This window comes from Streptomyces sp. NPDC050263, assembly GCF_040655955.1.
Classification (GTDB): domain Bacteria; phylum Actinomycetota; class Actinomycetes; order Streptomycetales; family Streptomycetaceae; genus Streptomyces.
In genome coordinates this window covers 28,134-45,604 of sequence record NZ_JBFAKW010000001.1, presented here as the reverse complement: position 1 = coordinate 45,604, position 17,471 = coordinate 28,134, and the positions used below count along the sequence as shown (strand labels likewise).

The window sequence follows — 17,471 nt, the reverse complement described above, 5'->3', positions numbered from 1 at the left end:
CCGCGGAGCCGTGAACGCCGAGGGCTCACAGTCGGGCCGCCGCCCCGCGGACAACCAGTTCGTCCCACGTGCCAGCGTCGAGCAGGGGCCGGACGGCAGCCTCGTACGACTGGAGGGTGAACGGTGCCGAATCCGAGCCATGGCCCCAGACCGACTCGAAGCGTCCCGCCCAGCGCTCGACCTGTTTGAAGTACACCGAACTGCGGCCCCGGCGGTAGTCGGCGTCTCCCTGTTCCTCTTCCAGCAGTACGGCGGCCTTCGATATCACCACGAAGTCCACGGCCTGGTCGGCGCGCAACCGGTCCCGCACGGCGAGGGCGCACTGCACGCCCAGGGACCGGTGGTGATCGATGAGGGAGAGGAGAGCCCGTGCGAACTCCTGCCTTGCGAGATCGTCCTGCCAGCAGATGAACAGCCGCTGCACTGTCCCGCCGGCCTCGATGAGACGTCGGTTGACGGCCAGGTACTCACGGCGCTGGGTCAGCACGTTCGGATCAGTGGTCAGGTCGGCCGCCAGCACGCGCTTCGGCTCGGTTCGTGAGTCGATGAGCGCCTGGTAGAGCAGGACCGACAGCCGGGGCACCTCCGACGCGTACACCTGGAGATGCCCGTCGGCGATCTCACCGAAGCCCGCGATGAGCTCACGCTCCAACTGTTCACGCACCCGGGCGAAGTACTGGGCGTCCGACATGTGCCGGTCGTTCGCCCGGCGCAGCTGGATGTAGATGCGCCGCAACCACATGTGGTTCGCCACCATGAGGAGCAGCAGAACGGTCTCCACGGCCAGGAGAACGTCCTTCACCATGCTCCGTTGCGCCACCCATGCCGCGACGGGGACGGCCACACCGGCAATGCCCACCAGTGCGTTCAAGACCTGTGACGACAGGGCGTCGGCCACGCGAGTACCCAAGTCCCGTCGCGGTTGCGGCGCCATGCTTTCCCCCTTGACGATGGATCAGATAACTCGACATCGTCCAGGTTCGGTAAGGCTTGGGCAAGTACACCTCGTAGTGAAGAGATGCCTTTCCGTCACGTCGGTGGCGGCGTCGGCTGTCGAGCCGGCTGACGGCAGGGCGAGTTCGGCCCACATGGGGCATGCCGGACTGAAGGCCGGCTCGCACTACGAATTCTCGGCAGCCAGGACGTGGTAACGCGAGGTCAGGATTCGAGGGGAAGCGAGATCTGTTCGGCGGCAGGGCCCAGGTAGGTGTACTCGGTGGAACGGGCGATGCCCATGGAGTCCAGCTGCTGCCGGAACCGGACTCGGAAGTGGACGTTGTCCCCCAGGCCGGGGCGCATGCGGAGCAGTTCCTCGGGCTCCTCGAAGCGGACGTCATAGGCAGGCGCGTTCTTCGCCGTACCCGTCTTCACTTTCACCAAGCCGCTTTCGCGCAGCTCGGTGACTCGGCCGGAGATGGTGATCTCTTGATCGCGGTCCCTGGTCTCCCGGAGCCGTTTCACATACTGCCGACCCCGCTCGGTCAGCCGGGCGCGGCGCAACCCGCCCTCGGCGTCGTACCAGGTCACCCCGAGGTTCAGTTCGTACCGGCTCAGTGCCCGGGACACCGCATCGACCGCGTCGAAGAGCTTCACCCATTCGCGGATGTCGCGCTCTGATTCCAAAGCGTCCAGCAGCTTGGTGAGGGTGCCGAGCCCCGTGGCGACGGCTGATGTGGCGGGGGTGTTCAAGGCGTCGGGTTCTGCTGAGTCGACTGGAACGGTGACGGGTCGTGCGTGCACGACGGTGCTGCCTGAGGAGATCCCGGTGAGCTCCAGCTGTACGGGAGTACCTGCGGCGGCAGAGACCATGTGCTCCACGGGTTCGAGGAGCGCGTCACCCCACTCGAAGCGGAGAGCACCGCCGACAGCGGCCGGACCGGTCAGTCGAAGCTGGAGCTCCTCTTCGAGTCTGGCGTCCGGAGCGTACTCGCGTGCCGCCGCGAGGCGGCTCGCGCGGTGTTCAGCCTCGATCTCCTCGTCGTCCCGGTCCTCGGTGCCCAGCGCGTCGAGCAGACGCGCGGCACGCTCCGTCTCGGCAGGGTCGTCCCCCTGGAGAGCGCGCCTACGCTCGCGCCAGCTGTCGCCGGTCACAGTCGCACCTCCAGGTAGCCGCGTGCCGGGGCGGCACTCTCTTCGGTCGGTGAGCGGTCGCTCTGGTCGTGCAGTCGACAGCGCTGCCACCAGTCGTCCCACACACCCCGTTGTGTGAAGTATGTCCGTTCTTCGAGGGTGAAGCGGTCCGGCTCGAAGATATGCGCAACGGGTTGGTACCCGATGCGCAACGGCGAGACGCCGAACTTCTCTTTCATCCTGGACCTGCTCTTGAAAGCGATGGTCAGCCACTTTGAGCCTGGCTTGCCGCGTACGGCACGTTCGGCGCGTGTGTCTATCAGCAGTGTGGCGTCGATGTTCTCAGGATCGAGTCTGGTGCTGACGAAGCTGCCACCGAGCCACAGCCTGTGGATGAGGGGAAGGCCGCCGAGGGCGCTCGTGTAGGTGTCCTCGAGTGTGAGGAAGGGGTCGAGATAGTCGTGCAGGCCGTCCCACAGTCCTGTGCGGGTTGAGGAGTCCTCGAACTCGGGAGCGCTTACCAGCATCGCCTCCGCCTCGTCGAAGGACACGGAGTACCGGCCCAGCGGAAGGAATCCGTTCGCGGCGAAGGAGGGCAGCACGTGAGGTCCTGTCGGGTGCGGGAGAGCGTCCTCAAAGCGGTCAGGGCGGGGCAGTGCGGGTCATCTTGCCGGTACGGCCTCGGCGGCGCCGGGGATTTCGGAGATTCCGTCCGCTGACGCGCACGCTCGGCAGGTCCCCGGCTCCGAGCCGCGGAAGGCGCGGTCGCAGGTGTCGCAGTTGCGGAGGGGATGCCTGACGGGCGGGGGCCGCTCGGGTGCGCGGTAAGGCGGCAGTGGTGGGAGCTGGGCGGTCAGGCGGTGGGCCAGGAAGGCGGCCGGTCGGTACAGGGGCTCGGACGGCAGGTCGCTGGTCAGGGCGTGGCGTACGGCGGTGGGGGTGAGGTCGCGCTCCAGCCAGGCGGCGACACCGGGGGCGAGGTGCTCGGCGTCGGTGGCGGAGAGGAGGAGGCGGGGGTCTGCGCGGCGGAGGCCGGCGAGGAGGTCGGTGGCGGTCTGGAGGAGGGCTGGGGAGGTGTACGCGGGCTGCGGTACGGCGGGGAGGGCGCGGCGTGGCGGTTTCCGCTGAGCTGCCGCTGCCCGGCGGGCCGGGGGTTTGGGCGCGGCGTCGGCCTTCTCGCTGCCGTGACGGCCCGGCTGGTTGCAGGAGACGGTGCGGGTGACGATGCGGCCGCTCTCGGTGCGCTCACGGGGGCGGCGCAGGTAGCCGTGGGTCTCCAGCTCGCGCAGGGCGGCGGCGATACGGGTCGTGCCCTCGGGAAAGCGGGCGGCGAGGGTCTTGATGTCGACGCGGGCGCCGGCGGGCAGGGACTGGATGTACACGGCCAGCCCGATGGCGAGTCCGGACAGCTCCGGGTGCTGGGCGAGGTGGTTGCCGATCACCGTGAAGCGGGTGGTGTGGCGGGTGTTGTCGTGGATGACTCCGCCGGAGTGCGCTGCCGTGGAGGCGCGACGGGGAGGGTGGTTTTTCCCACCGATACGGGACTGGGCGTGCGGGGGCACGCTAGGGTTTTGGGTGTCCATCGGGAAGGGTCTGACTTCCTTGGTGGTCAGGCCCTCGCAACGGGATTGCAGTCCCTGCGAGGGCCGTCGTATGTCTGGGGGTTGTGCTGTGTCGCGCTGAGCGTAGAGCAGGCAACCGGTGCCGAATCCAGCTGAGTTGGTGATGTTCACTCGCGCGAGTGAGTGGGCTCCGTGGGCGGGAGGGGTGGGGCTTGGTGAGGCTTCTTTCCCTCTTGTGTTTCTTGGAGGAGAGCGCCCGAACCACCGGAGCACACGTTTCTGAACTCCGGTGAGAGGTCGAGTTCGGCCCAGACGGTCTTGCGGGGGACGGGGCCGAGTTCGACGCCCCAGCGGTCGGCGAGCGCCTCGACGAGGAGGAGGCCGCGCCCGGATTCGGCATCGGGAGTTGGTGGTTGGCGATGCGGGAGGTCGTCACCGCGCGTGTCCGTCACCTCGATGCGGAGGGTCTCGCTGCGCGCCAGGAGTGCGAGGCGGAAGTCGCGTCCGGGGAGACGGCAGTGGGTGGCGGCGTTCGCCGCGAGCTCGGCGACGAGGTGTTCGGCGGCCTCGATGGCGTGGTGTGGCAGGTCCCAGGTGCGCAGCCACTCGGTGGCGAGGAGCCGGGCGAGGCGGGCGCCGCGTGGGGTGGGGGACAGCAGGACGCTGAAGTGACGGGTCGGGAGGTGGAGTTGGGTGGAGATTTCCTGGTTCACGTCACTGAGCGTGGCGGTGCGTGCTTACCGTGAACAGTGACGACGCCGATGCGTAGGGTGACTGTCCGGGTCTTGTCCACTGTTGTCCGGGCTGTCGGAGCAGGCCCTGCGGGTACTGGCGTTGCGGCACGGCGGGACGACGGAGGGGTGCGGCATGTCGGTGGACGGCGAGGTACGGCGACTCAGGACCGAGGCGGACGAGCCGGGGTGGGAGGTGGACCCGGATGACGAGTGGGGAGTGGCCGTCATCACCACCGTGGGGCGGCAGTTGAGGCTGCGGCGCGAGGCGGTGGGGATGCGGGCCGCCGAGTTCGGGGAGGCGGTGGGGTACGGCGAGGACCTGGTGTACAAGATCGAGGGCGGGAAGCGGATCCCTCGGCCCGAGCTCCTGGACAAGGCGGACGAGATGTTGGGGGCGGGTGGGCTGCTTTCGGCGATGAAGGAGGACGTGGCGAAGGTCCGGTATCCGAAGAAAGTTCGGGAACTGGCCAAGTTGGAGGCGCAGGCCGTTGAGGTGGGGTTGTACAGCAACCACAACATTCATGGCTTGTTGCAGACGGAGGAGCACATGCGGGCGCTCTTCCATGTGTGGCTGCCCGGCTACTCGGATGAAGAGACGGAGCGCATGGTGGCCGCGCGGATGGCCCGGCATTCGATCTTCGAGCGGCCACGAGCACCGGCTCTCAGTTTTGTCCAGGAAGAGGTGACGCTCCGCCGTCCCGTCGGGGGCAGAATGGTTTGGCGTCGGCAGCTCGAACATCTGCTGGAGCTGGGACAGTTGCGGAACGTCTCGATCCAGGTGATGCCGACCGACTGTGAGGAACACTTCGGCACGGGCGGACTGATCGAGGTGCTCAAGTTTCCGGACGGCACTGCGGTGGGGCGCTCCGAGGGAGCGTTCAGCGGGCGCCCGGTGTCTGACCCGAAGCAGCTCAGAATCCTTGAACTGCGCTATGGCATGATCCGGGCCCAGGCCCTCACGATCCGAGAGTCCCGGGCCTTCATCGAGCAGATGCTTGGAGAGACATGATCCGCACGTCCACCACCCGGGAGACCTCCGAACTGGCGTGGTTCAAGAGCAGCTACAGCAGCAGCGGGGACGGCAACGACTGCATCGAGATCGCCACCACTCCCTGCACGGTGCACGTCCGCGACTCCAAGAACATAGGCGGCCCTCAGCTTTCGCTCGCGCCGGAGGCGTGGGCGGACTTCGTGACGTACGCCTCGGGTAGCTGACCCTGACGGCCCCGCTCACGTCTGGTTGTCACCCTATCTGCGGGGCACGTTGACCACCGCTCAGAACAAGGCGTCCGGCTCGGGGAAGAGGCCGTCGTCATTGAAGTCCTCTGGAGAGTTCGGGGGGGTGCGTGCAGCAGCTCGCGCCTTCGCCTTGGCCTTACGGGCGGCAGCCCGGCGCCTCTTGGCCTCCGGTGTGTGCAACCCCTTGTCCAACTCCTCCTTGTACCGAGCGTGATTCAGCTCCAGTAGACGGTCCAGGATTTCAGTCTGGGCTTCGGTGGCGATGGTAAAGCGGGTTCCCTGGCGTGTCTCATGGAAGTTGTGTTTCAGGTCTAGGTCCGTCCAGCCGTGCGCATCGGCCACGGCTAGGTCGACCTCGGCATGGGCATCCCGGACCGCTTGGATTTTGGCGTCAGTATCGGACTCGGTATGGATGCGGTTGTAGAGCGTAGTGAGGCCAATTTCGTAAGTTGACATAGCCGTCAGTCGTGCCTGCTCTAGAACTTTACCGGCGTCGGTCAGGCGGTCGGTTTCGGTGGGGAAGGGGAACGTCTCAAATACATCAGATGGCGAGTAGTTCAGTCGGCCTTCCAGCGTTGAACTCCACTTCCTGACCCACATTTCGTGCTGAGCTGAGCACAGTGATGAAAGTCTGGCTGCGGTTCCTGCGGCGATGACTGCAAGCTTATGTGCGAACACCTGCCCCGTGGGGACCCTGGCTGGAGCTAGATACTTACTCACCAGTGCAATGACGATCGCCCGTTCCAGCTCGGAAACCGCTTCGACCATGGAGTTTTGCTTCTCGGCGTACTGCCACCACCGCTCGCGGTAGACCTTTCGATTGTTCTCGGCTCGCATAGGTTTGACATCGCGTTCAATGATGGAGAATAGGTCAGTGAACTCGGAAGCTTCGTCCTTCGAGCGGTCGTGGAAATTGATTACCCAGCGGCTAGCTGTGCAGTCCGGGCGGGAGTTAAGATCCTCGCCGTTAAGGTATGGGAAAAGCACTTCGGCGTTCTTGGGGTCCCCACTGATGAAGGATTTGGCCTCCTCGGGTGTAAGGACAAAGCCCATGCCGAGTACGTATGACCCGATAAACGACTGGGCTTCATTTTCTACCAGCCGATAGGGGTTTCCCGCCACTCGCGACTTGGGGTCTAGGTTAGGCGTGATCCCTCGTACCTTCTGCCCGTCTAGCACCAGTGCCTCGTCGTCCCTGGCCTGGCCGCTCAACCACAACAGTGAGACCTCCAGGGCAGCCGTCCCGGGCCAAGGCTGCGATTTGATGGCCCGATAAACAGTCCATCCATTAGTCGTAGCCTGGTCCAGTCCGACCTCCCGTGTATCCCCCTGGGCAATAGTGTTCGTAGCGATGATCCCCGTTCGCCGCCCGGGAGCGATCGACAAATTCCGCAACAGGAAGTAGGCGCAGAGGTCCGCGTGCCCCCGCGTACCCCCCGCCAGCTGATCGACCAGGTACTCCCGGTAATCGTGACCCAACGCCCCCGTCAGCTTCTTGCCCCCCACAAACGGCGGATTCCCCACCACCGCATCAAACCCGGTAGAGCCCCCCACCCCCATAACCTCCGGAAACTCCAAAGGCCAATGCAACGGCCGCACCGCTTCCGCCCGAGGCCCCTTCAGCCACCCCTCAACAATCCCCCGCGCCCGAGACTCCGCCTCCTCGGCCCCGGCACCGCCCCCCAACGCCGTAGCCACCAGCCCCGCCACCGACTCCAGTCGGTTCCGGTACGCCCGGGACTTCGCGTCCTCCTTGGCGTCGCGGAAGCGGGCCGCTCCCCGGGCCCCGCCGACGTTCTCCTCGCCGGAGATGTCGGACGCCTCCTCGTCGGAGAGTCCCTCGGCGGCCAGGGCCGCGCCCACCACCGCGTCGGCCGCCAGCCGCAGCCGGTTACTGCGGGACTCCGCCTGCGCGAGCAGGTCCGCCTTGTCGCGTACCGTCCGGATGTCGTTGACGGCCGTCGACTCGATCTTGCGCCGAAGCTCCGCCGCCTCCGACAGCAACGTCTCCGTGACGTCCAGCGCCCGCGCCACCTCCGGGCTCAACTGCCGGTCCTGCCACTCCAGATGGAACTGCTTGACCTGGCGGACGTCGATGACGCCCACCAGTGAGTCACCGGACCGCAGCGCGTGGTCCAGGAACGAGAACGGCCGGCCCTTCGCCAGCGTGACCAGCCACAGCGACAGCTTGGCCAGTTCCACGGCCATGGGGTCGCGGTCGACGCCGTACAGGCACCGATCCGCGACCAGCCGCCGCGCGATCTGGTGCAGTTGTTCGTGGTCGTCGCGGTCCACGTCCCTGGCGATCTCCGGCGGGAGTTCGGGCTCGCGGAGCCACGACTCGACCACCCGGTCGGACAGGTACCGGCAGGCGGAGACCAGGAACGCGCCCGAGCCCATCGCCGGGTCCAGGATCCGCAGCTTCAGGAGTTCGTTCGCCGACTTGGCCTGCCAGACGCCCGGTGCCGCGCCCTCGGCGGGGCCCGGCGCGTAGCAGAGCGGTGCGAGCGTGTGCTCGACGACCTCCTCCGCCAGCGCCTTCGGCGTGTAGTGCGTGCCCGTGTCGCGGCGGTTGCCGGAGCGGACGACGACGACCGAACCGGCCGGCCACACCTTCGGCTCGTCCCGCAGGTCGAGCCCGTAGAGGCCGGTGAAGGCCGCCGCCCGCTCCACCAGCGCCGCGTCACTGCCGCACGCCGTCTCCAGCTCGACGGTGATCGTCCCCGACTTGGCCTGCGCGGCCGTCACCGTCGCCGCCTTCGTACCGGAGGCGGCGGCCACCTCGTCCGCGAGAGTGCCGGCCGCCGCCCACTCCTCCAGGCGGGCCAGCGGCAGTACCGCCTCGTACTTCTTGTCCCGCCCGAAGGAGACGCCCACGTAGGGCTCGTCCGCCCACTTGCAGCCGTACTCCAGCAGACCCTCGTAGACATGGCCGATCTGCTCGACGTCCAGGCCCTTGTAGGAGAGGCGCTCCCTGCCCTTGAAGCCCTTGCGGGCGCGCAGGGTGAGGAGGGCGTCGAGGATCTCGTACACCACCCGGTCGGTGACCCTGGCCGGTACCAGCCAGGGGTAGCGCGACGGGTCGAAGAGCGAGCCGCCGTACGCGGGGATCCACAGGCGGTCGTGTGTGCAGCCGCCGTGGATGGCGGCGAACACGGCGAGCAGACGAGGCCAGGTGGCCTCCACACGGTCGCCGAGTTCGTCGCCGTGCAGGCTCTGGGCGGTCGCCAGTTCCTCGTGGAGCGGGCCGACGGCGTACGAGGCGTCGTACAGCTCGTCCCCGGACGGCAGCAGCCGCTGTTCCTCGGCGTAGAGGAGGAAGACCAGGCGCATCATGACGGTGAGCGCGCCCTCGTACACGTCCTTCGCGGGAACGCCGTCGAGGAGCTGTCCGCCCGCTTCCCGGTCGAGCCGGGACAGCTCCGCCACCAGCAGGGAGACCGCCTCGCGGACCTGGCGGCCGAGGGTGTCGGTGACCTCGGAGCGGTCCTTGGCGGTGCGCTCGAACAGGCCCGCCGTCGACTCGGACGGCTTGCCCTCGGCGTCCACCGGCGGGCGCGCCACCCGGCGGGCGGTGAGCAGACTGGCGAAGGCGCGGGCCAGGATCGGTTCCTCGGACCACAGGTCCGCGTCGAAGACGGCGACGGTCGTCGCTTCCTTCGGACGGGCGTGGACCAGCGCCCACTCGCGGCCGTTGGTGAGGAGCGCCAGCGGTACGTTGCGGGCCCGGCACAGTTCGGCGGCCCGGTCGGCGTGGCTGGGCCGGTCGCCGTTCGGACGGTTGAGGGGGCCGCCCCAGTCATCCGTACGGAAGAACAGGGCGCGCGGGGCGAGGCCCGACTGGCCGGGGCCGAGCAGGACCGCGTCAGGGGTGTTCGCGCCGGCGCGCAGTGAGTCGGGGATCGCCGCGCCCTCGCACAGGCCGGGGGCACGCCAGTCGAGCAGCTTGGTCAGAACGAACCGCTCCCAGGAGGACCGCAGCAGCTCCGGGTCCTCCTGGACCTCCGCCCAGGCCTGCCGCAACTGCGCCCGGACGTCGTCGGGGATGGTGTCGAGGCCCTGCGGGAAGGCGCCCACCAGCACCGGCAGCGAGATGAACGGGCCGTCCGGGCGCAGCAGCCGCAGCCAGTCCTCGTGCTGCTCGGCGGGGGTGGGGACCGAGCCCTTCGGCGGGAACTTCCTGGCGGCGGGGGCGGCGGTCGGCATCAGCGGTTCTCCTGGCGGGCGGTGGCGGCGAGGGGCGAGAGGGAACGGGGGATGAGGAAGGTCACGGCGACCGGGAACCAGCGGGGCGACGGATCGGCCCAGCGGCGGCGCAGCGCGGCCGTCTCCGTCTCCATCACCTCCGGCAGCCGTTTCCAGCGCTCCTCCAGCGCCTCATGGTCGGCGTGCAGCTGACGCCGTTCGTCCTCGATGTCGAACAGCGAGTCCTGCTTCCAGTGCTCGTTGTCGTCCAGGCGGTCCCGGATCGACCGCCTGAGGTCCTCGAGGACCGCCCGCATGCCCTCGACCTCCTCCTCACACCGCTTGGCGAGCAGCGTTTCGAGGGAGCGGAAGCGCCGGTTGGCCTGCGTGTTCAGCGCGGCACCCAGACGCTTCTCCAACTGCTCCCACAGGCCAGCGAGTTCGTCCCGAACCCCGTCCGCAGGCAGTTCCTCCGTCGCGGCCGCCAGCCACGCCTCGACCTCGTCCTTCTTCGCCACCGAGAGCTTGCCGCCCTCGATCAGTCCGCCCGCCGCGATGACTTCCTCGTGCAGGCGGGTACCGCCACTGCCGGTGATGACCACCCGGCCGTGCGCCACGACGGCCGGCTGCCGCAGCAGCCCGTCCGGAACCACTCGCGCCGTCACCCGGGACAGCTTGGCCGACGCGTCGGCCGACCAGAGCTCAGCGCGCAGCAGCCGCAGGCACATCTGCACCAGCCGGTGGCCCAGGTGCAGGTGCACCACGTCCGTACGGTCACGTGCCTCAAGCTCGTCGAAGACGACCAGACGCTCTTTGTGGGTGAGCGGGTGTCGCAGCCCGTCGTTCCGGGCGCGTGCCCAGGCTCCGGGCAGCTCCGGCAGGCGGAAGCAGCGGGCGTTGTGATCGGGCTGGGGGTCGGGGACCTCGGTGAGGTCCTTGCGGTGGGCCAGCAGCAGGCCCGTACGGACGACCCGTTCGACCGTCTCCGGGGTCAGGTGCAGCTCCTGACGGCTGCCGGCCAGCGCGTCCACCAGCCGTTCCAGGTCTCGCGCCAGATCCCGTTCGACCTTCAGGACGGCCTTCCCGGACCGCTTGGTGATCTCGGCGTCAGCGGTGGTCCAGCTGGAGCGGCGGCCCAGCATCTTCTGCTCCACCTGCGCGGCGATCACCTCGCCCGCGCTGCCCAGGTCCTCGCGGATCCGCTCGGTCTTGCGCGCGGCCACGGCGAGGAAGTGCAGCTCGTCCTCCAGGGCGCCGTCCTCGTAACCCGAGTCGGTCTGGAAGTCGTGCGTCGGGTCGAAGCCCTGCCAGCCCTCGGGCACGAAGTGGAACACGTCGACCTGATCGGCCTTCTGCCCGTGCCGGTCCACGCGGCCGTTGCGCTGCTCCAGGCGGTTGGGATTCCAGGGGATCTCCCAGTGCAGCACCCGGTGGCAGTGCGCCTGGAGGTTGATGCCCTCGCTGGCCGCGTCGGTGCCCAGCAGGATACGGACGGGCGACAGGTCGGGGCTCTCCTGGAACACCTGCTTCACGTGCTCGCGGTCGTCGCGGTCCTGGCCGCCGTGCAGCTGCGCGATCCGGTCTGCCGGATACCCGGCCGCCAGCAGCTGTCCGTACAGCCAGCGCTGGGTGTCGCGGTACTCGGTGAAGACGATGACCCGCTGGTCCTCCCAGTCGCCCTTCGGCCCGGCGGGGCACACGATCTCGTCCAGCCACTCCCGGAAGCGCTCGAATTTGGCGTCCGGACGCTTGCCGGCCTCGACCGCCCAGGCGTCCAGCTCCCTGAGGAGCGTGTGCTCGTGGTCGGTGAGCGGACGCATCGCGTGACGGGCAGCGGTGAGGGCGCGCTGTGCCGCCTCGGCCTGCTCCTGCTCGTCCGCCTCCTCGGCTTCGTCGACCCCTTCGATCAGCGGTCGCAGCACGCGCACGCTCGGCGTGGGCTCCTCCTGATCCGCGGCGGCCCGCCGGGCCGTCATCGTGCCCAGGTGGGTGCTGACGGTCTCCGCGAACGCCTTGGGCGAGGACAGGAACCGCTTCTTCAGCAGCGTCGTCACGAAGTCGGCGGCCGTCCGGCCCGCCTTGCCCTCGCTGTGGCCGGAGCGCCTGGAGCGGGCGTACTCCGTCAGCTTGGCGTACGCCTCCCGGGTCGAGTCGCTGTAATCGATCTCCAGGGCGTGCGGCACACGGCGGGGGAACCGGGACTTGCCGTTCCACAACGGGGGCAGCTCCGACTTCATGCGGCGCACCATCACCCGCTTGAGCTGCTCGTCGGTCGGCTTGATGCCGACAGCGAACCGGTGCGGGTCCAGCATCTCCAGCAGAGCCGTGAACGAGTTGAGGAAGCCGTTGTGCGGAGTCGCGGAGAGGAACAGCCGGTGCTCGCAGTGCGGAGCCAGCAACTTCACCGCCTGGGTTCGCTGCGAGTCCACCGCGTACTTGCCCGTCCCCGACGGGGCACACGTGTGCACCTCGTCCACGACCAGCAGATCGAAGGCGCGCGGATAGTCCGGCACCTGGGGCAGCACCTCGCGCAGCATCCGCAGCGGACGCTCCCGCTTCAGCCAGTCGATCGAGACGATCAGCCGGGGATGGTGCTGCCACGGGTTGGCGTACGGACCCGCAGCCCGGCGCAGCTCGCGCAGCATCTTCGTGTCGACGATCCGGAAGTCCAGACCGAACTTGTCCCGCATCTCGTCCCGCCACTGGAGGGTCAGCCCGGCAGGGCAGACGATCAGCATGGAACGGGCACGGTGCCGCAGCATCAGCTCCTGCATCACCAGACCGGCCTCGACGGTCTTGCCCAGACCCACGTCGTCGGCGATCAGCAGGTTGGTACGAGGCATGGAGAGGGCGCGGACCACCGGGTCCAGCTGATAGTCCTGGATCTCGACGCCGGAACGGAACGGTGCCTGGAGGGCCGTCTTGTCGGCGGAGGCGATGGCGCCCCAGCGGACGGCGTCCAAGAAGGCGTCCAGCCGCCCCGGCTCGTCGAAACCGTGGTGCGGAGAGGGCAGCTCGTACTGGTCGTGGACGTCCGTGGCCTGCTCGAGCTCCCACACCACCCGCAGCTCCTCGTCCCGGCCGTCGCTCTCCAGCGAGGACAGGGTGATCAGGTGGCTGGTGGCGGCTTCCGCGGCGCGTGCCGGGTCGTCGCTGGCGGCGGTGGAGCGGACGACGTCGGTGACCACCCAGGGGCGATGGCGAACGGTGACGCGTTGGCCGGGCACCGGTACCGGCGCGCTCGAAGTCTCCCGATTCGCGGTTTGCATCGCCATCTCGCTCGTCCCCCAGCTGTCACGGGCATTTCTTCTTCCCCGGCGGTCGTCAAAGTCTAGGTGCGGAACAGGCGGTGGCATCCGGGTCAGGCCGATGTGCCCAGACAGCAGCGGAGATTCGGCGGGGCGTCCCTCGGCGAGGCAGGACCCCTGTGACGCGCCACGCCTTTATGGCGCCTGGACCCGCGATCTTCGGCCGTCGGCGCGGAACCTGTCGACACCGGATTCCCGGTCCTCCCTTTTGGGAGGATGTGGACCGTTGCGTGGAGGACGACGACCGCCGTGCTGCTCGAGCGGCTGGCGGACCGGCAAGGGACCGGGCCCGTGACCGTGGAGGATCTCGGTCTCCTGGCCGGGCTCGCCTCCACCGAGGCGCGTGCTGCCGTGCCCGTGGTGCTCACCCTTGCGGGTGCTTTCGGCGTGCTGCGCGAGGAGGGCACCCCGGACGGCGCTGCGGCCACCACTGTGATCAGCCCCCAGGCAGCATATTTAGCGGGCCCGCCAGTACCAGTTGCCGGGAGGCCGTACCCGGGCTTCCGACACGGACGCGCAAGCGACCGCCGTCCGGGAACTGGAGGAGGAGCTGGACGGCTACACGCACCGGTCCGACCGGGCCGTCCTCACTGAACTCGGCGCAGTGCAGGCCGTTCAACCGTCACGCACCCATGGTGCCCTCACCGGGTACCGCGTGACCTTCTTTCAGGCGTCCGGCGCGGCGCAGGCTGACCCCTCGGGGCCCGTCAGGTGTCGTACGTGCCGTTCCAGGGGGCGCTGAAGCCGAGGCGGTCGGGGTAGAGCTCGGCCCAGTCCTCGGCTTCGTCCTCGTCGTCCTTGCGGATCACCAGGCCGAACAGGACGTTCTCGTAGGTGAGTTGGAAGGGGCGGACGGCGATGTCCGTGTAGGAGCGGCGGGGGAGGCTGCGGAGCAGGGTTGCCAGGCGGACGCGGGCGCGGGTGAGGACCGAGTCGGGGCCGTGCGGGTTGCGCTGCTGCTCGGCCCAGGTGCCGGCGCACCAGATGTCCGAGTCGCGGTAGTGGCCCGCGGCGTCGAAGGTGTGCAGCACGGTATAGAGGCGTTTGTGCTCTTCCCAGCCGTCGTCGAGACGGAAGCCCTGGGGGAACGCGTACGTGACCGACGCGAGGAACTGGCCGTCCGCGTACCGCCCGATGGACTCGGTGCGGTGCTTCGGCTCATAGGCGATCGGAATGACCTCGGGGACTGCCATGGCGGAAACCATACGGCTTGGCGAGAACATGCCGAAGCGGGGGGAAGCCCTTCGCCTTTTCCTCTACATCTTCTCCTTCCCCGCCAGGTTCTTCCCTGGCGGGGCTTGCCGGGAGACGTCAGCCCTCGGTGCCGCCGAAGCGCTCCTTGTAGGCCTCCAGGTCCTCGTCCGTGAGCTTGGCGAAGAGGACCGGGGGGACGGTGAAGGGGGTGCCCGCGGGGACGGCGGTCAGGGCTCGGGCCTCGTCCGCCGTGATCCAGGTCGCCGTGTCGTCCGGCAGGGCGAAGGCCTCGCGCATGGTCTTCGCCGTCGACGGGATGAAGGGCTCCGAGACCACCGCGTAGAGGTGGATCAGGTTCATCGCCGTGCGCAGGGTGAGGGCCGCGCCGTCCTTGTCCGTCTTGATCTCCAGCCAGGGGGCCTTCTCCTCCAGGTAGGAGTTGCCGGCCGACCACAGGGCGCGCAGGGCGGCGGCCGCCTTGCGGAACTGGAGGGACTCCATCTGCGACTCGTACTCCGCGAGGAGCTCGGCGATCTGCTCGCCCAGCTTCGCCTCCGCCTCGCCGGGCGCGTTGCCCGCCGGGACCTCCTCGCCGAAGCGCTTCTTGGAGAAGGACAGGACGCGGTTGACGAAGTTGCCCAGGGTGTCGGCGAGGTCCTTGTTCACCGTCGCCGTGAAGTGCTCCCAGGTGAACGACGAGTCGTCCGACTCGGGGGCGTTGGCGATGAGGAAGTAGCGCCAGTAGTCCGCCGGGAGGATGTCCAGCGCCTGGTCGGTGAAGACGCCGCGCTTCTGGGACGTGGAGAACTTGCCGCCGTAGTACGTCAGCCAGTTGAAGGCCTTGACGTAGTCGACCTTCTTCCACGGCTCGCGCACGCCCAGCTCCGTCGCCGGGAACATCACCGTGTGGAACGGGACGTTGTCCTTCGCCATGAACTCCGTGTAGCGGACGGTGTCGTCCGCCTCGTACCACCAGGACTTCCAGTCCCTGGTCTCCCCGGCGGGCGCCGCGTCCGACCATTCCTTCGTCGCCGCGATGTACTCGATCGGGGCGTCGAACCACACGTAGAAGACCTTGCCGTCCGCCGCCAGCTCCGGCCAGGTGTCGGACGGGACCGGGACGCCCCAGTCCAGGTCACGGGTGATCGCGCGGTCGTGCAGGCCCTCGGTGAGCCACTTGCGGGCGATGGAGGAGGCGAGCTGCGGCCAGTCGGCCTCGTGCCGGGCGACCCACTCCTCGACCTCGTGCTGGAGCTTCGACTGCAGGAGGAAGAGGTGCTTGGTCTCCCGGACCTCGAGGTCCGTCGAGCCCGAGATCGCCGAGCGCGGGTTGATCAGGTCGGTCGGGTCCAGGACGCGCGTGCAGTTCTCGCACTGGTCGCCGCGGGCCTTGTCGTAGCCGCAGTGCGGGCAGGTGCCCTCCACATAGCGGTCCGGGAGGAAGCGGCCGTCGGCGGGCGAGTACACCTGGCGGATGGCGCGCTCTTCGATGAAGCCGTTCTCGTTCAGGCGGCGGGCGAAGTGCTGCGTGATCTCCACGTTCTGGGCGGAGGAGCTGCGGCCGAAGTAGTCGAACGCGAGTGCGAAACCGTCGTAGACGGCCTTCTGCGCGTCGTGCGCCTGCGCGCAGAACTCGGCGACCGGGAGCCCCTGCTCCTTCGCCGCGAGTTCGGCCGGCGTGCCGTGCTCGTCCGTCGCGCAGATGTAGAGGACGTCGTGGCCGCGCTGGCGGAGGTACCGGGAGTACACGTCCGCCGGGAGCATGGACCCCACCATGTTGCCCAGGTGCTTGATTCCGTTGATGTACGGAAGGGCGCTGGTGATGAGGTGTCGAGCCATCGGAGGCTGCTCCCAGTCGGTTGTTGCGGCGGCTTGTGCGGCGGCTTTTGCGTCGGTCGTTTTTGTGAGCCTTGAACTTGAAATCGTAGCCGACATGGGTGGGCCGCCCGCCTCCCGTTTTACGGGGTGGGAGACGGGCGGCCACCGAGCGGGGATTACGGGCGCCAGTTCGCCAGGATGCCCTCGTAGACCTCTGCGTCCGTGAGCTCGCGCGGGGTCTCACCGGCGAGGAAGTGGGACGTGTTGGCCAGCTTCAGCTTGCGGAGGTAGTCGAACGCCTTGTTCTCCGGGTCACCGAAGGCGACGAAGGAGAAGAAGACCGTGGGGTGGGCCTTCGCGGCGTCCGTGAGGGCCTGGGTGGCGGGGGTCTTCGCGTCCGGGGCGCCGTCGGTCTGGAAGACGACCAGGGCGGGGGTGCCGGGGGCTTCCTTCTGGTGCTGGGCGAGGACGTCCTCGACGGCGGCGTGGTAGCTGGTGCGGCCCATGCGGCCGAGCCCTGCGTGCAGGTCGTCGATCTTGTTCTCGTGGTCGGCGAGGGTGAGTTCGCCGGTGCCGTCCACCTCCGTGGAGAAGAAGGTGACGTGGACCTTCGTCTTCTCCGGGCCTGCGGGGTCGAGGTGGGCGGCGAGGGCGAGGGTCTGCTCCGCGAGGGCCTGGGCGGAGCCGTCCTTGTAGTAGGGGCGCATGGACGCTGAGCGGTCGAGTACGAGGTAGAGCTTGGCTCGGGCGTCGGTGAGGCCGGTCTTGTCGAGGGCGGCCGCGGCTGCCTGGTAGGCGGTCGCGAGGCCGGCGGGGAGGTCGGGGGCGTTGCGCTCCGCACCGGCACCCGCCCCCGCCTCGGCTTCGCCCTCGGCAACAGCGTCCCCACCATCGGCGACCGTGGCGACCGTGGCGACCGTGGCGACCGTGGCGACGGGGGCGGGATCGGAGGCGGGGGCGGGGGCGGAGGGAGCATGCTCCGTCTCGCCTCCGGCGGCCGAAGCGGGCTCCGCCTCGGCGACGGGGACGGCCTCGGGCTCCGCCTCGGTGACGGGCTCGGTCTCGGTGGCCGGTACATCGGCAACCGCGACCGGCTCGGACTCCGGCTCCGCCGTCGCCTCGGGCTCGGCGTCGCCAGCGGTCTCGGCCGCCGTTTCCGGCGTGGGCTGCTCGGACTCGACCGCTTCTGCGGTTGCCTCCGGGGCAGCGGCTCCCGCCTCGGGCTCGGGGGAGGGGGAGACCTCGGCGGCCGGGGAGGGCTCGGCCTCGGCAACCGCGACCGGCTCGGACTCCGGCTCCGCCGTCGCCTCGGGCTCGGCGTCGCCAGCGGTCTCGGCCGCCGTTTCCGGCGTGGGCTGCTC

At 68.8% G+C, this 17,471-nt stretch carries 13 protein-coding genes; 3 read left to right on the top strand and 10 right to left on the bottom strand.

The window, feature by feature from the left end:
* Positions 1-25: 25 nt before the first annotated feature.
* The 5 genes from AB0J04_RS00215 to AB0J04_RS00195 all read right to left on the bottom strand — a co-directional run bounded on the left by AB0J04_RS00215 (position 26) and on the right by AB0J04_RS00195 (position 4,345).
* Positions 26-871, bottom strand: coding sequence for a hypothetical protein (locus tag AB0J04_RS00215; protein ID WP_363166093.1), 846 nt, complete (start codon positions 869-871; stop codon positions 26-28).
* 287 nt (positions 872-1,158) lie between these two features.
* On the bottom strand, positions 1,159-2,091 hold the full coding sequence (locus tag AB0J04_RS00210; protein ID WP_363166091.1) for a hypothetical protein: 933 nt from the start codon (positions 2,089-2,091) through the stop codon (positions 1,159-1,161).
* Positions 2,088-2,672 carry a hypothetical protein gene (locus tag AB0J04_RS00205; protein ID WP_363166090.1) on the bottom strand — a complete coding sequence of 195 codons (585 nt, stop codon included), beginning with the start codon at positions 2,670-2,672 and terminating at the stop codon, positions 2,088-2,090. Before AB0J04_RS00205 ends, AB0J04_RS00210 begins: the two co-directional genes overlap by 4 nt.
* 60 nt (positions 2,673-2,732) lie before the next feature.
* Positions 2,733-3,653, bottom strand: a complete 921-nt coding sequence (locus AB0J04_RS00200; RefSeq protein ID WP_363166089.1) for a helix-turn-helix domain-containing protein — start codon at positions 3,651-3,653, stop codon at positions 2,733-2,735.
* A gap of 146 nt (positions 3,654-3,799) precedes the next feature.
* Positions 3,800-4,345 carry an ATP-binding protein gene (locus AB0J04_RS00195; protein WP_363166088.1) on the bottom strand — a complete coding sequence of 182 codons (546 nt, stop codon included), beginning with the start codon at positions 4,343-4,345 and terminating at the stop codon, positions 3,800-3,802.
* 154 nt (positions 4,346-4,499) lie between these two features.
* On the opposite strand from AB0J04_RS00195, the gene AB0J04_RS00190 reads away from it, so the two are divergent.
* Positions 4,500-5,375 (top strand): helix-turn-helix transcriptional regulator, encoded by an 876-nt coding sequence (locus AB0J04_RS00190; RefSeq protein ID WP_363166087.1) that lies wholly within the window; start codon positions 4,500-4,502, stop codon positions 5,373-5,375.
* Complete coding sequence (locus AB0J04_RS00185; RefSeq protein WP_363166086.1) at positions 5,372-5,581, top strand: DUF397 domain-containing protein; 210 nt, start codon at positions 5,372-5,374, stop codon at positions 5,579-5,581. The genes AB0J04_RS00190 and AB0J04_RS00185 overlap by 4 nt, the downstream gene beginning before the upstream one ends.
* A gap of 60 nt (positions 5,582-5,641) precedes the next feature.
* On the opposite strand, the gene AB0J04_RS00180 is transcribed toward AB0J04_RS00185, so the two are convergent.
* The gene (locus tag AB0J04_RS00180) at positions 5,642-9,811 is read right to left on the bottom strand and encodes a type IIL restriction-modification enzyme MmeI (protein ID WP_363166085.1); all 4,170 of its coding nucleotides are present in this window, start codon (positions 9,809-9,811) and stop codon (positions 5,642-5,644) included.
* Complete coding sequence (drmD, locus tag AB0J04_RS00175; protein WP_363166207.1) at positions 9,811-13,059, bottom strand: DISARM system SNF2-like helicase DrmD; 3,249 nt, start codon at positions 13,057-13,059, stop codon at positions 9,811-9,813. The genes AB0J04_RS00180 and drmD overlap by 1 nt, the downstream gene beginning before the upstream one ends.
* Positions 13,060-13,576: 517 nt before the next feature.
* On the opposite strand from drmD, the gene AB0J04_RS00170 reads away from it, so the two are divergent.
* The gene (locus AB0J04_RS00170; RefSeq protein WP_363166084.1) at positions 13,577-13,840 is read left to right on the top strand and encodes an NUDIX domain-containing protein; all 264 of its coding nucleotides are present in this window, start codon (positions 13,577-13,579) and stop codon (positions 13,838-13,840) included.
* On the opposite strand, the gene AB0J04_RS00165 is transcribed toward AB0J04_RS00170, so the two are convergent.
* The 3 genes from AB0J04_RS00165 to AB0J04_RS00155 all read right to left on the bottom strand — a co-directional run.
* Positions 13,806-14,291, bottom strand: coding sequence for a hypothetical protein (locus AB0J04_RS00165; protein ID WP_363166082.1), 486 nt, complete (start codon positions 14,289-14,291; stop codon positions 13,806-13,808). The genes AB0J04_RS00170 and AB0J04_RS00165 overlap by 35 nt on opposite strands.
* A gap of 118 nt (positions 14,292-14,409) precedes the next feature.
* Positions 14,410-16,131 (bottom strand): methionine--tRNA ligase, encoded by a 1,722-nt coding sequence (gene metG, locus AB0J04_RS00160; RefSeq protein ID WP_363166081.1) that lies wholly within the window; start codon positions 16,129-16,131, stop codon positions 14,410-14,412.
* 155 nt (positions 16,132-16,286) lie between these two features.
* Positions 16,287-17,471 (bottom strand): VWA domain-containing protein (locus tag AB0J04_RS00155; protein WP_363166080.1); only part of this gene is annotated, 1,185 nt, incomplete at its 5' end.